Annotated in this window: 10 protein-coding genes; 4 read left to right on the top strand and 6 right to left on the bottom strand. The window is 46.5% G+C overall.

Annotated elements, in window-relative coordinates; translation table 11 throughout:
* Window positions 1-11: 11 nt before the first annotated feature.
* The 5 genes from QMY49_RS19105 to QMY49_RS19085 form a co-directional block, all read right to left on the bottom strand.
* The gene (locus QMY49_RS19105; protein WP_026000294.1) at window positions 12-1,925 is read right to left on the bottom strand and encodes a bifunctional diguanylate cyclase/phosphodiesterase; all 1,914 of its coding nucleotides are present in this window, start codon (window positions 1,923-1,925) and stop codon (window positions 12-14) included.
* A gap of 5 nt (window positions 1,926-1,930) precedes the next feature.
* Window positions 1,931-2,614: a transglutaminase-like cysteine peptidase gene (locus QMY49_RS19100; RefSeq protein WP_017189818.1), complete on the bottom strand. Its 684-nt coding sequence runs from the start codon at window positions 2,612-2,614 to the stop codon at window positions 1,931-1,933.
* A gap of 115 nt (window positions 2,615-2,729) precedes the next feature.
* A complete protein-coding gene (locus QMY49_RS19095; protein WP_005449876.1) occupies window positions 2,730-4,121 on the bottom strand; it encodes an HlyD family type I secretion periplasmic adaptor subunit in 1,392 nt (463 codons plus the stop codon).
* 113 nt (window positions 4,122-4,234) lie between these two features.
* Window positions 4,235-5,461: a sigma-54-dependent transcriptional regulator gene (locus QMY49_RS19090; protein ID WP_283316104.1), complete on the bottom strand. Its 1,227-nt coding sequence runs from the start codon at window positions 5,459-5,461 to the stop codon at window positions 4,235-4,237.
* Window positions 5,454-7,397 (bottom strand): sensor histidine kinase, encoded by a 1,944-nt coding sequence (locus QMY49_RS19085; protein ID WP_283316103.1) that lies wholly within the window; start codon window positions 7,395-7,397, stop codon window positions 5,454-5,456. The genes QMY49_RS19090 and QMY49_RS19085 overlap by 8 nt, the downstream gene beginning before the upstream one ends.
* Window positions 7,398-7,525: 128 nt before the next feature.
* Between QMY49_RS19085 and pdxH the strand changes: the two genes are divergently transcribed.
* The gene (gene pdxH / locus QMY49_RS19080) at window positions 7,526-8,161 is read left to right on the top strand and encodes a pyridoxamine 5'-phosphate oxidase (protein ID WP_172581249.1); all 636 of its coding nucleotides are present in this window, start codon (window positions 7,526-7,528) and stop codon (window positions 8,159-8,161) included.
* Between the two features lie 75 nt (window positions 8,162-8,236).
* Here the strand turns inward: pdxH and QMY49_RS19075 are convergent, their stop codons facing one another.
* On the bottom strand, window positions 8,237-8,956 hold the full coding sequence (locus tag QMY49_RS19075; RefSeq protein ID WP_283316100.1) for a helix-turn-helix transcriptional regulator: 720 nt from the start codon (window positions 8,954-8,956) through the stop codon (window positions 8,237-8,239).
* Between the two features lie 774 nt (window positions 8,957-9,730).
* Here QMY49_RS19075 and QMY49_RS19070 point away from each other — a divergent pair.
* The 3 genes from QMY49_RS19070 to QMY49_RS19060 all read left to right on the top strand — a co-directional run bounded on the left by QMY49_RS19070 (window position 9,731) and on the right by QMY49_RS19060 (window position 14,794).
* Window positions 9,731-10,543 carry an AraC family transcriptional regulator gene (locus tag QMY49_RS19070; protein WP_283316098.1) on the top strand — a complete coding sequence of 271 codons (813 nt, stop codon included), beginning with the start codon at window positions 9,731-9,733 and terminating at the stop codon, window positions 10,541-10,543.
* A gap of 400 nt (window positions 10,544-10,943) precedes the next feature.
* The gene (gene putA / locus QMY49_RS19065) at window positions 10,944-14,075 is read left to right on the top strand and encodes a bifunctional proline dehydrogenase/L-glutamate gamma-semialdehyde dehydrogenase PutA (RefSeq protein ID WP_283316096.1); all 3,132 of its coding nucleotides are present in this window, start codon (window positions 10,944-10,946) and stop codon (window positions 14,073-14,075) included.
* Between the two features lie 11 nt (window positions 14,076-14,086).
* On the top strand, window positions 14,087-14,794 hold the full coding sequence (locus QMY49_RS19060; RefSeq protein ID WP_283316093.1) for a 1-pyrroline-5-carboxylate dehydrogenase: 708 nt from the start codon (window positions 14,087-14,089) through the stop codon (window positions 14,792-14,794).
* Window positions 14,795-14,887: the final 93 nt, after the last annotated feature.

Here is a 14,887-nt window from a genome sequence, read left to right as displayed (position 1 = left end):
GTATACCTTTCTTATTCCTTGTCGACGATGAAGCCTTGGAAGACTTCCACAAAGTGTTCGGTTAGGAAATCCAACTGAATCTGTGTTTCAACACGAGATGCGATCGTGGTAATACCCAAGTTATGAGCAGTACGTGAGATCGAAGTCAGCGTGAACTTCTGCTTCTCGTCGTGCAAGTTGTGCGTGAATAGGTAATCCAGTTTTACGTAATTCGGGCGGAATTCCTGAATGTACTCAAGTGACTGGAAGTTACGACCATAGTTATCAACACCGAACTCTGCTCCAGTTTGACGAATCGCGTTACATAGCAGGGCTGTATGGTGCGGATGGTCAATGAAACACGCTTCTGGAAGCTCAAAGTGGAGCATAGGTGCAACTTTCGGGTGCTTCTCTAGCATGCTGGTGGTCCAACGAATGAACGATGGTTGAGACAAGCTGCTTTGTGCGATGTTGATTGCCACTGGCTCTTTTAGCTCGCCGCTTTCTAACATCTTAATCATCGACTCAATGACGTATTGGTCGAAGATGTTGGTTGCGTCTAGTTGCTCAAGAGCAAACAGGTATTGGTTTGCACGGTAAGTCTCGCCATCTTTTTCGATGCTTGAGAACACCTCGTTGTGGAACACTTTACCCCAAGTATTTTTCGCAGACTGGAAGCGGAATTTAATCCAATCGCTGTGAATCGCTTCTTCAACCAACGCTTTCCATTGCTGTTTACCCATAAGGTTAGAAGTATTTTCACCACCAACGAAGCCGTACGCTTTGTCTGGTTGCGCTTTCGCTTTCGACAAGGCGTTGTCCACCATCGATAGCACTTCAGTGCGCGTTTTCTGATCTTTACTGTGTGCAACACCCAGTGATGCTTTTGGTTTCGCAAGACCGGTAGGATCGGTATTCAGACCATTTACACAGTTAACGATACTGTCAGCTAGAATGCGCAGTTCGCTCTCATCCATGTGTGGGAATAATAGACCGAATTCGTCGCTAGATAGACGAGCAATGGTCGCTCCTGGTACATCGATAGTGTTTTTCAGACGTTGAGACAACTCTTTCACGTGGGCATCAGCGCGTTGATAGTCTTTCGTCTCGTAAATATCGCCAATGTATTCAGCATGGAGTAGCGCGATACCCCCTTGCGTTTGTTCTGCAAGCCATTGGTCAACTTGGTTAATGTAGAACGAGCGGTTACCTAGTTTGGAGATTGGGTCTAGGTAAGCTTGAGCACGCAGACGCTGTGCTTCTTTGGCTTGTTCTTTAAATGACAGTTCGATTTGTGCTGACATCGAGTTGATGCCATCAACCACTGCAATTAGGTCCTTGGTTTTTGGACGCGCCAGTGGGTCACCAAACTGGTTGTTGGCGATCTCGTGCATTTTCTTCACGATGGCAGCCAGCGGTTTTAATGAGCGACGTAGAATGTAAGAAATCGCAATCAGACCCACTAGGAAGATAATGCCAAATGCCGTAAGTAAGCGAATAAAGCCTTGCCAAAGTTGCTCGTAAGCAGCTCCTGGGTGGCTGATGATTTCAACTTCTGCAAGTTGCATCCAACCACTGGTTACCACGCGTTTATCATGAATCGCTTTGAACAAGTTCAAGTCGATGAACCATTGTGGAACATGGCTTGGTTTGACTGGGTACGAGCGCACGATTTGGTAATCCGAATCTAACGCGGTGAGACGTACGACAGAATAAGTACTGCCATCGAACAACGCATTAATCACGGATTCTACCGCTACCTTATCCTTGTCTTTTAAATAAGGTGCCAGTGCCAAACCAACGGTGTTAATGGTGTTGTTGACCTCTGAACGTTGCTGCTGCTCTAAGCTGTCTCGAGTAGTGTTGAACTGGATTACGAATACTGATGCCATCAAGAGTATAAAGACCGTAACCATTCCCACTACAAGCTTCTTATATAGGGTCATGTTTTTCACTCGTCATAGTTAATTTTAGGTTTTTTTAACTGCAACTTACGTTCGCGCGAGCGTAAGTCATTCCAAAGGCTCAAACGTGAGGCTTTTCCTGCTAGCTCTCCAACGCTAGCAGAAGACTTCATTAGCCATAGGTTTGAACCATTAAAACTGTAAATCGGTAGCAAATCGCTACGCTTGGAGGCTCGGACAATTTCTGGATTGATGTTGTCGAGAATGAGCGGCTCTGAACTTGGGGTTGGGTAATAGGCGAGTACCATGTGAAACTGATTCAATTCGATGGCTTTTACGTAGATCAAACGCATCTTTGAATCCGGTACGCCAAGCTCGAGTAAAGAGAAGTATTTGGCAATAGTGAAATCTTCACAGTCACCGGCATTGCTGCCTAAAAACTCGAGTGGTGTTGCCCAGTAGTCTTTTTTGCCCCATAGGTCTATGTCGTCAACGAAGTAAAGTTGATTGAAAAAGTCGTTAACGCCTGCCAGCTTTTCATGAGTCTCCAATGTTTTAAAAAAGTCGATATTATCTCGCCAGGTTTTCACGCGCATTCCAGCGCGTTCACCATAGACTGAAGTGACCGTATCGACCCATCTTTGTTCTTTGTTGTTCAAGGCTCCAATTTGGAACGAAAAACAACTAATGCTGATTAATAATGTAACTTTACGCTTCAATCTGGGTGGCATATTCGACTCACATCACAAGTGTACTCTTCCAATGGGCTCGACAGTGAGAAATAAGTGCTTTTTATTTAACCACTTATCAACACTTAAATACACATTGGAGAGTCCTTGCTGACACTTACTCCTTAAGTGCGTTGGTTTTGGCGCTCAAAATTGGTTTAAGCAGGTATTCCAAAACGGTTCGCTTACCTGTGATGATATCGACTGAAGCCGTCATACCTGGAATGATTGGCAAGTCTGCATCCTGTCCAAAACTGGTTTTCTCAGTTCGTACACGCACGATATAGAAGCTGTTGCCTTCCTCATCTTGTGTGGTGTCGGCACTGATGTGCTCCAGTTCCCCTTCAAGACCGCCGTACTTGGTAAAATCGTACGCGGTGAATTTCACGATGGCATGAAGGTCAGGGCGCAAGAATGCGATGTCCTTCGGTGCAATTTTGGCTTCAACCAAAAGGGTATCTTCAGTTGGGACGATTTCGACGATGTCCATACCCGGTTGAATAACGCCACCAACGGTGTTGACGTTCAACGTTTTGATAGTGCCTGTCACTGGAGAAACCACAACGGTACGATTTACGCGGTCTTCCAAGCCCACAGCCGATTCCACGAGCGCAGAAAGTTGGTCTTGGGTGCTATTGAGCTTCTCTTGTTGTTCAGAACGGAATTTCAGAGCAACATCAATACGATTAAGCATGGATTCGCGGATACCAGATTTGATTACGGGAATCTTCAGTTCACTGGATGTCATTTCGCGGCGTGTGTCGTTCACCTGACGCTGTAGTTTCAACAGTTCGATTTTAGGCACAACGCCTTCATCTGCGAGCGGCTTGGTAATGTCTAACTCTTTCTTGGCAAAACGATAGCTCTGGCGCAAGTTACTCACACGTGCTTGGATCTCAACCAGGTCTTGCTGCTTCTGCTTTACTTGCTGGTCGATAACTGAAATTTGGTTACGCAGATTATCTAGGTCTTCTCGGTATTCCGCTTTTTGGCGTTGCGTTAGGCGAGGTTGATTTTCTTCAAGCGTTGGTGGGAATGTCAGTTTTCCGTAATCAAGAACGACATTTTGTTCCCAGTTGCTGTCATCGAAATCGCGATTGACTTCGACGCTACTGATCGACGCAGAAAGTTGCAGTACGGAAGCCGTCAAGTTGGCAACTTGTTGTTCACGTTCACGGAAGTCTGAGCGGAAACGCGTGTCGTCAATCAATAACAACTGCTGACCTTTTTCGACTCGTTGACCTTCCTTCACCAAGATCTCTTTGACCAAACCACCTTCGAGGTTTTGTACGACTTGGATTTGAGAGGAAGGGATAACCTTGCCTTGCCCTACGGTTACTTTATCGATTTGCGCCCACGACGCCCAAGCGATAGCCGCAACAAAGAATAACACCATCACCCACAGCATTAAGCGGGCACTATTTGGCGTATTTAGAAGCAATGCAGCAGTTTTGTCGTCAACAAAATCCAGCTCTTCGCTGCTTAGTTTGTTGTAGTTGTCTCGGCTCATCACATTCCTTGTTTTATAAAGACGGTTTATCTTTTTGATCTTATTATTATTAACGGAGCATGTCAGCATACTCAGCTAATAAAAATGTGTGAAAGGGGTAAGTCCCCCCTCATTTACTGTGCCTTGAACTTTGTTTTGTCCAACTGATGTTTTTTTAGTTTGTCGTACAAGGTTTTGCGCGACACTTGTAATTCTAGTTGAACCTCTTTGAGTCTGCCTCTATGTCGTTGCAAGGCATCAAACAACAAGCAATATTCAAAGTGTTCTGTGCGTTGGGTCATACTTTGGATTTCAATGCTTTTTTCGCTGTTCCAATCCTCCATACGAAACGCGTCCGGTTTCAATGCCCTTAATTCGGCAAACTGCCTCAATTGTTTGATGTTTTCTGGCCAATCGAGTTCCGTAATCTGCTTCACTTCATTCAGACTAATCTGAGGGGGTTGGAGCTGATAGCGACTCGCTGCATGACGCACGAAGTGTTTGTATAAGGGACCGATGTCTTCTTTGCGTTCATTCAAATTCGGCATCCGAATCATCTTTACTGAGCTTTCAATGCCTTTGTCGACGGTGTTTGCAGCACCAAATACGCGTTGCAGTTTCGGGTGGTTAAACAAGCATTGCCACTGTTTTTCCGATATATGCTCGGCGCTGTGTAAGTACAAACTGCAATGGCTTTTACCGTCTGTAAGATGATGTATGGTTTTGTCTAATGCTTCATGTGAAAGCTCGTATAAGTCTTCACCGGATGCGGCAATCAACTCACTTTCTGCGGTCGCATGGATATCGTGAGCAAACTGAGCAGCGAGTCTTCGCCCTGTGCCATCTTCACCGACAAAAATGAGCGGCTGGTGGAGTGGGGCGCTTATCAGCGCACGGCGAATGTCGACCATAGCTTGACTGTGACCAATCATTTTTGGACCGACATGGGTTTGCATGTCGAGCTCTTTCTTTAGCCAGACGTTTTCTTGCAATAAGACCAGTTTATCGCCGGCATTGTTGAGCGATTTTAATAGTTGCTCGGTAGAGAATGGCTTTTCAAGAAAGTCATACGCACCGCTCTTCATCGCTTCGACCGCGGTTTTTACATCACCATGCCCAGTTAATACGATAAATTGAAAGTGATTATTTTTGCCTAACAGGGTGCGCATGAACTCTAACCCATTCATCACTGGCATGTGGATATCGGTGATGATCAGTGCTGGCGTATTGGGATCAATCACGCGCAGCGCTTCAACTGCATTTGGGAAGCAAGTGACGTCAATTCCTTCAATCAATAACGCTTGAGTAACCGCATCACGAATATGTGGCTCATCATCGACAAAGAAAACAGGGTTATGCATGAGAGTCTTCCTCTGCTGGATGAAGTGAAACGAGAGGTACGCTGACGACAAAAGTCATCCCACCTGATAGCTGAGATTGTGTATCCATTTGGTTGTGAGCGTGACGGGTATAATCGGCATCGCTATCAGCATCATCGCTATTAGCATCATGATTATAAGCGCTGAGTGAGCCTTGATAGCTCTCCAAAATGCGTTTTGAGATGGTTAAACCCAGTCCGAGCCCCTCTGGCTTGGTGGTGTAAAACGGGTCGAAAATCTTAGCTAAGGCGTGTTCTGACATGCCGGGACCGTTGTCAGAAACCAAAATATCGCAGTTACTCTGGTCACACTGCACGGCAATCGAAATCTGTGGGTCGATACAATACCCTTCCATAGCTTGAGCTGCGTTGTGGAATAGATTGATCAGCACTTGCTCAAGCTCGACGCTGTGAATCGCGAGTTTTACGTCGTATTCAATGGCTGGCACTTTAAGCGTCACTCCCTGTTTGATCAGCTTACTGCTCAGAATACGTGTCGCGTTGTGCACCGCATCGTGTAGAACCGATACCTCACTGTGTAGGTTGTCATCCGTCTTACGCGTGAAGACCTTTAAGCGTGCAATGACTTCGGCCATGGTATCGTTGAGCGACAGCATCTTATCCAGATTGTCCGCCACCATTGGGTAACGCTCCATTGTCATTAAACGCTGCGAGTTTTCGGTGTAAGTCCGCAGCGCAGCCAGTGGCTGATTGATTTCGTGATTAATGCTTGCAGACAGTTCACCAAGTAGCGCTAACTTTGCCGCTTGAGTTAGCTCTTGTTGCGTTTGCTTCAGTTCTTGTTGGCTCTGCTCATATTGATGCACGGTTTGTTGTAACTTGTGGTTGGCTTGGCTGAGGATGAAAGTTCTCTCTGTTACCTTTTCTTCCAAGCTGGCATTGACATTGGCAAGACGTGCTTTGTTGACCAGCATTTGGAACCATGCCAACGCAATTAACCCCACGAGCGCATACAGCAGCAGATAAACTATGTCGGCTTGCAATACAGCGGTGAAGACTTCTTGTTGGCTAATCAGTGCAATGACGCGAAAACCTTTGTCAAACAGATTGGTCGCGTAAGCAAGGTAGTTGGGTGACACCAAGAGTTGGTTGTTTTCAAACTGATTGACTCCGCTTTGCCCAGTGAGCTCGCCACGATATTGAGGAAGGGTATCACCGTATTGTTGAGTTTGATTGAGCTCTTGTTTTGCTTGTTCAGATAATGGGAACAGAGCACGATAGCGCCAATCGGGCAAGTTACTCATGAACACCACGTCGTGCACACCCGCAACCAGTAAATCGCCATCGTCTTGTGCCAAGCGCTGTTCTAGTTGCTCTAAATTGACTTTAACTGTTATTACGCCTGCGACTTCGTCATTGACCCAAAGTGGCGATGAGAAGAAATATCCGCGCTTATTGGAGCGAACCCCGAGGGCAACGTATTGAGCCTTCTCCCCATTTAATGCGTGTTGAAAGTAAGGACGAAAGGCAAAATTAGAACCGACGAAACTGTCGTCTTGTTGATAGTTGCTCGATGCGATCACCAAACCGGTTTTATTGTGCACGTAAATAGTGTCAGCGAGGCTTTGTGCTAACCAATCAGCGAGCAATAAATTGAAGGATTCTGACGGTTTACCCTCTTTGACCGCTGCGAGTAATCTTGGGTCATGGCTGAGCAAGTTCGGGATTTGTTCAAACTTTGCCAGTTCATAATCGATTTCCTGTGCAACCTGCGAAGCTTGAGTTTGCAGCTTATTTTGCCACTGATCATGTTGATGCTGGGTTGCGTATTTATGAGTCAACATCAGCCCGACCAGACCGATGGCGAGCAAGACCAATAAAAAATGGCGCAGAGCTTTGGGGTTAAGTAGGTTCACGATTGGCTCACTAGTTTTTAACGCCATGTTATCAAAAGGCATTTAGTGATGCTGTGAGCTGCTGCGACAACGTGACATAACACAAAACCGCAATCAGGGTTCTCGCTTGCTTTCCTTGAATTTCCCTATCATCGGGCGCACAATCGACAAAAACCAGTGAAGGAGTGAAAATGGAACTTGCTGATATTCGTCGTGAGTACACAAAAGGTGGCCTGCGTCGTAAAGATTTAAAAGCAGATCCGATTGATCAATTTAACCTATGGTTAGAGCAAGCGGTACAAGCAGGGTTGACTGATCCAACCGCAATGACGGTCGCGACAGTGGACGAAAATGGCATGCCGTTTCAACGCATTGTGCTGCTGAAAAACGTCGATAAAGATGGCTTTGTGTTCTACACCAACTTGGGCAGCCGTAAAGCGCAGCAGCTTGAGCACAACAGCAACATCAGCCTGCATTTCCCATGGCATCCACTTGAGCGTCAGGTTCACATCACAGGTGTGGCAGAAAAGCTAACGCCGATGGAGAACATGAAGTACTTCACTTCTCGTCCGAAAGACAGCCAATTGGCTGCGATTGCGAGCAAACAAAGTAGCCGTATTTCTGCACGTGGTGTATTGGAAGGTAAATTCCTAGAGTTGAAGCAGAAGTTTGCCAAGGGTGAAATCCCGATGCCGTCCTTCTGGGGTGGTTTCCGCGTCAAGCCGCAAAGCATTGAATTCTGGCAAGGTGGTGAACATCGTCTGCACGACCGTTTCTTGTTCTCAAATCAAGAAGGCGAGTGGGGCATCGATCGCCTTGCGCCGTAATGGCTTTGACAAAGAGATAAAAAACACCGCCTCAATACTCAATAGGCGGTGTTTTTGTGTTTACCCAATGGCGAATCAACGTTCACCGTTAAGCACGACAGAAAGCTGATGTTTAAGCAGGGTTTTCGGCACAATCGATCCGTAGCCTGCCTCCATGGCTTTGTCGATAAGTTCGTTCTTACTGTTGGCTTCAAACTTAGTGCGCAGACGAGCAACATGCCCTTCTACGGTCTTGGTTGAAATCCCCATGACCTGTGAGATGAATTGCGGCTTTTTGCCATACAGCAACAAGAACAGAGTCTCTTGCTCACGGCAGGTCAGCTTTTCTGGCTCGGGTTTCAGGTTAGAAAAACGAAAGATGGACTGCTGGTTGGGCGTGCCACCGATGGCTCTGCATACCCAATATCCCACTTCGATGACGGCAGTATCAGTAAGTTCGCGGCCATAAAATATGGTGCCAATGATGTTGCCGTCGTCGTCTCGCCAAGGCGTCTTAGTAAAAATGTGCGCTCGCCAATGACCATCTGGATAAGGGTGGATATCAAGGATCTTTAGCGACTCGCCTGTTTCAATTACGTGCCTATCTTGTTCTTGAAACTCTTTTGCACATTCAATGGTAGGGCTTGCGACCTCAAAGTCTGTTTTGCCTATACAGACTTCAGGTGAATCGTAGCCTATCAATTCTGCGTATTCCTGATTCACATAGCGGAATACCGAATCTTTATCTTTGCATCCCCAACAACCCGGTAGCTGTCGAAGGAGCGACTGTTCTATGGTACTGACTGGAATATTCACAAGGGACTCACTACTGCTACATATCGCCTGCTTGATTGCAGGTCAGTATTCTCACTTCGCTTATCCCGCGTTTTTATTACAACACTGCCTTGATCATGCTTTCGAGAATCGCGCCAGATGGAACTGGAAGAGAGAAGGTCGATCAGGATAACTCAGCGTGATGATTAACGTCAGGATACGGTGAGATGGTCGATATATTATCAGCTTATGCCATTGTTTTCATTGGCGTGAGACAAAAAAAAGCCAGCCTGAAGACGGGCTGGCAACACAAGATATAATCTTGTCGACGTGTAGAAGAGGTTCTAAATTACATAGCGAGGGTCTGCTAAGTAAGTTAGAGGTATCAAGTAGATACCGATGAGCTCAGGGTCGTATGCATCCTAGAGCTCGAGGTCTAATGTATTGAATTGTGAGCATATTAGTAAGGGGGGAAATCCCTCTATCCCCCTGTTTTTCAGGCATTTCGTGCGCTTTCGATCGTAGTTTTTACCTTGTTGCTTACATTGGTGTGCATTTCAACCCCAAAGATCTTTGCTATTGGCTTGTCTCATCTTTGGTAATTTTGGCTATCTGTCCGTTTTTGTTAAAAAAATTGGTTGCACATTGACCGTAAGTTTCTCTTACATGATCATCGTTCCGGAACTATGATCATGTAGAGCGCAATGATCGTGTTGATTTGATCTTGTGCGATTGGATTGGGGAAGATTTGCAACCCAACAGAGAAGGTATATGATGCCAAGATATAAGCCGACTGTGTAAAGACGACTGTTTGAAATGAGTGATTCAGATAACCCGAAAGCCCCGCTATATAAAGAGATCATGCTGCCTAAACCAGCAGAGTTGATCACGCTTCCGTCTTATATGGATTGTCATGATCATGCTTACACACAGATCGTGATCGGTTTAAAGGGACAAGCAGAATTCGAAGTTCGTGGTCAGGGCAATTTGGTTGGTCCGGGGCAAGGTTGCATCGTAACGGCATCTTCTGATCATGCTTTCGGTGGCGTGATTCATCAATCAGACATCTTGGTGCTTAATATGCCAAAGCCTGCCAACGATGATCCTGAGATGTTGCTAAAAATCAATAACCTAGAACGTTCTCATCTTTACTTCCAATTGGATGGTCAGATTCAAAAGCTGATTCAAATGCTGGTGCAAGAGATGCGTAATCATCCAGACGATTTACTGCTTAGCCGTGCGTGTAATGACACCGTGATCGCTCTTATGCAGCGCCATATATCAGCATTTGAAACCTCAAGGAAAGAGTCACGCTTTGATCTGGACGCGATTGACCGTTACATCGAACAGCACTTGAGCCACAAAATCAGCGTGGCGCAATTGGCTGGCAGCGTATTTTTGGGTGAAAGCCAATTCCATAGCTTATTCAAAGATCAGATGGGCATTACGCCGCATCAGTACGTGCTCGGCAAACGCATCGATATGGCGCGCGATTTGATTGAACAAGGTCACTTAACGTTGGGGCAAATTGCCGAATTCACCGGTTTCTCAAGCCAAAGTACTTTCACTCATACCTTTACTCGTTTACAAGGATTATCACCTTCTCAGTATAAGAAACAGGTTGGTTAATCTTGTTCATTTAGTTGCTTATTCGGAAAGAGCCGCGCATGAGTCGCGGTTTTTTTGTGCTTGCATTTTGCACAGGAAAATCAAATTTTTTTGCGTAATTCTCCGAAAGTTTTCAGCGTTTTTGTTCGTTTCTCACAAAAGCGCAATCTAAATCCTTCTTATTCAAACAAAATCTGTCGAAAACCTGTCTACTTTTGTTGTAAATGACATGCAAAGATGAATTTTTACAACACAATATATTATCTATTTGCATGTGACTATGTAGATGTTTTGTTATAAAAGCGAGTTTTTAGCAAAAAGCTCGGAGTTTTTGACAAGTATTCTTCTCGCCCTCAAAATACACTGCCAGCCATTGATGATCCTCGAAGCGGTTTTCGAGGAGAGAGATTGAGGAAAACGCATGTTTACTGCAACGAACGTGTTAACACCAGAATTTATCGAGCAGCCGCTTGATAAGTTATGGTCACTGATCTCGCCATTGTACATGGTGGACGAGTCTCAATGGCTAGAGCAATTATTGCCACTAGCAACGCCGACAGCGGAAGAAAAATCGGCAATCACGACCCAAACAACCCAGCTTATCGAAGCCATCCGTGCGGATAAAAAGTCAATTCAGATGATTGATGCGCTATTGCTGGAATACAGCTTAGATACCCATGAAGGTATCTTACTGATGTGTCTTGCAGAAGCATTGATGCGTATTCCTGATTCAGCAACGGCGGATGCACTGATTAAAGATAAGTTAAGCGTTGCTGACTGGAAATCTCACCTTAAGAGTTCTGATTCTGTCTTCGTTAACGCTTCAACTTGGGGCTTAATGCTAACAGGTAAAGTGATTGGTCTTGGTGAGCAGGAAACCCAGAGCCCAGGTCAGGCTGTAAACCGTCTGGTAAATAAATTCTCAGAACCTGTGATTCGTAAAGCCATGTATCAGGCAATGAAGATCATGGGTCATCAGTTTGTACGTGGTCGTACGATTGAAGAAGCGCAGAAGAACGGTCGCCCAATGCGCGACAAAGGTTTCACTTACTCATTTGATATGTTGGGTGAAGCGGCGCTGACCACAGCAGACGCAAGCAAGTACTTCAAAGACTACCTAATGGCGATCGAAGCCGTTGGTCGTGAAACGTACGGCAGTGACACAAGCCCTGCACCTTCTGTTTCTATCAAGCTTTCTGCACTTCACCCACGTTACGAAGTGGCGAATGAAGAACGCGTGATGACAGAGCTTTATGACACCTTAACGCAACTGCTTAAACGCGCTATCGAAGTGGATGTTGCCATCACGATTGACGCAGAAGAAGCAGACCGTCTTGAGTTGTCACTCAAACTGTTTGAAAAACTGTACCGCAGCGACCTAGTGAAAGGTTGGGGCAAGTTTGGTTTAGTAGTTCAAGCCTACTCGAAACGTGCACTACCTGTGCTCGTGTGGCTAAACGGTCTAGCAAAAGAACAGGGTGATCTGATCCCACTGCGTCTAGTAAAAGGCGCGTACTGGGACAGTGAAATCAAATGGTCGCAACAAGCGGGTTACGAGAACTACCCTGTTTACACGCGCAAAGAAGCGACGGATGTGGCTTACCTAGCGTGTGCGCGTTTCCTACTGAGTGAAAGTGTGCGCGGTAATATCTTCCCGCAGTTTGCTAGTCACAACGCGCACACTGTTACTGCGATTGCTGTAATGGCAGAGCACAAAGATTTCGAATTCCAACGTCTGCATGGTATGGGTGATTCGCTTTATAACCATGTAATGGACACTTATGGTCAGCCAGTACGTATTTACGCGCCAGTCGGTAGCCATGCGGATCTATTGCCTTACTTGGTTCGTCGCTTACTAGAAAATGGCGCAAACAGTTCGTTTGTGCACCGTTTGGTGGACGCGCGTTGTCCGATTTCAGAGCTGACGCACCACCCTGTTGATGTGCTGACCTCGTTTGAGACGCTACACAACGGTCAAATTCCAATGCCAACCGGCATCTTCCCAGAGCGTAAAAACTCGTACGGTGTGAACGTTGATATCGATAGCGAAGCGAAGCCGTTTGAAGCGCAGGTTGAAAGCTTCCTAACCCAGAAGTGGACTGCGGGTCCGATCATCAACGGCGAAAAACATGCCGAAAGCATGATCAAGGAAAACTCCGCAGAGATCATTACTGCCCCTTACGATCGTCGTATTGAAGTGGGTCAGGTGGCTTTCGCAAGCCTTGATCATGTTTCCGCTGCAATCGAAGCGGCTGATGCTGCATTCCCAGAGTGGAAAGGCACCGCGATTGAACAAAAAGCAGTGTGCCTAGATAAGCTTGCGGATCTGATGGAAGAAAACTTGGCTGAGCTGGTGGCGATTTGTCACCAAGAAGCGGGTAAGACTATCCATGACAGCATTGATGAAGTGCGTGAAGCGGTCGATTTCTGTCGTTACTACGCGAAACAAGCGCAAAGCCTTCAACCGTTCGAATTAGAAGGCTTTGATGGCGTAAAACGCATTTCTAGCCGCGAAGGGCTTGGCGTATTCGTTTGTATCAGTCCATGGAACTTCCCATTAGCGATCTTCCTTGGTCAAGTCACAGCGGCATTGGTTGCAGGTAACACAGTTGTGGTTAAGCCAGCTGAACAGACTAGCTTGATTGCGGCGCGTGCGATTGAATTGATGCTAGAAGCTGGTTTCCCGGCGGGCGTGATTCAGCTATTGCCGGGTCGTGGTGGTGAAATTGGTCATGCACTAACCTCTCACGATGCGATTGCAGGCGTGGCATTCACTGGTTCGACAGCAACGGCGCAGCGCATCAACGTGACGCTTGCCGAGCGCAGCGCGCAGCCAGTCCCGTTTATCGCTGAAACTGGCGGTCAAAACGCCATGATTGTGGATAGTACGGCGCTACCAGAGCAAGTTGTGCGTGATGTGATTCGTTCCGCTTTCGCTTCTGCTGGTCAACGTTGTTCCGCTCTGCGCGTTCTGTTCGTTCAAGAAGACGTTGCGGATCGCATCATCAACCTTATCCAAGGTGCAATGAATGAACTGCATGTTGGTATTCCTTACCTACACAAAACCGATGTGGGTCCGGTTATCGACAGCAATGCAAAGAACAAACTCCTTGCTCACCTAGAGCACATGACAAGTACGCAAACCAAAGTTGCTCAATTGCAGTTGGATGAAGCGTGTCAGCACGGTGATTTTGTATCACCAAGTGCGTTCGAAATCTCGGGCATTGATGTTCTGAAAGAAGAGCAATTCGGTCCTATCTTGCACATTGTTCGCTTTAAAGCGTCTGAGTTGCCAAATGTGGTTGAGCAAATCAACCAAACTGGTTTTGGTCTCACAATGGGCATCCACAGCCGTAACGAAACCACTTACCGTTGGATTGAAAAACACGCTCGTGTGGGTAACTGCTACATCAACCGCGATCAGGTCGGTGCGGTCGTTGGCGTTCAGCCATTCGGTGGTCAAGGTTTGTCGGGTACGGGTCCGAAGGCTGGTGGTCCTCACTACCTATACCGCTTTACTAAACAACATCTTGTTCAAGCAGAGAAGGCGTAAGGAGTCGCATTATGGTTCATCAGATCACGTTTTTTAAAGATGCATTCTCTGCGTGGGAGCAGTGGAATCTGACCGATTTTGATTACAAATGCGAGCATTTGCTGGCATTTAAATCTGCCATTGAAGAGCAGCATCGCGTGGTTGGCAAAGTGGTGTCTTACCACTTACAGCAAGCGTCGTCTCTGTTGGCAGAAACTCATCAGTTAGTGGGTCCTACGGGCGAAACTAACGAGCTGTACACAGCGGGTCGCGGTGTGGCTTTGGTCGTTTGTGAAAACAACCTAGAACACACTGAGAACGCACTGTACAGCGCATTTGCAATGATCACCTGTGCTTTGATTGCAGGCAACAGTGTGGTGATTTGCAGTGACAATGCAGAGCTTAATCAATTGGTTAAGCATGCTGTGGCGTCAGCAAACTTCCCATCTAACTTAGTCCAAGTGGTTGCGTACGATGCGTCTTCCCCGTTGTTAGACAGCGACGTACGTAGTGTGGGTTATGTTGGGCATTCACAGGTTGAGCATGCGCTTAACCTGCAACTGGCTAAGCGTGACGGTGCCATCGTCGGCTTAGTTTCTGAAACGGATTTAGAGTCACCGACATTGACTCATGATCCTCATCTGTCGTTGCGCTTCATTACCGAGCGTACTCGAACGATAAATATTACAGCGGTGGGCGGTAACGCGACTCTACTCGAGTTGGGAAGCGACTCCCACTAACCTGACTTGTGATACCAATCTGAACCAAAAGAGCCTGAGAGCTTACTCGGGTTGGTATCTCTTACTTTGATGTATTGCTGCGATGGCAAAATA

Source organism: Vibrio harveyi, assembly GCF_030060435.1.
Classification (GTDB): Bacteria; Pseudomonadota; Gammaproteobacteria; order Enterobacterales; family Vibrionaceae; genus Vibrio; species Vibrio harveyi.
The sequence above is the reverse complement of the archived record's forward strand: the minus strand, read 5'-3'. Positions and strand labels throughout refer to the sequence as shown.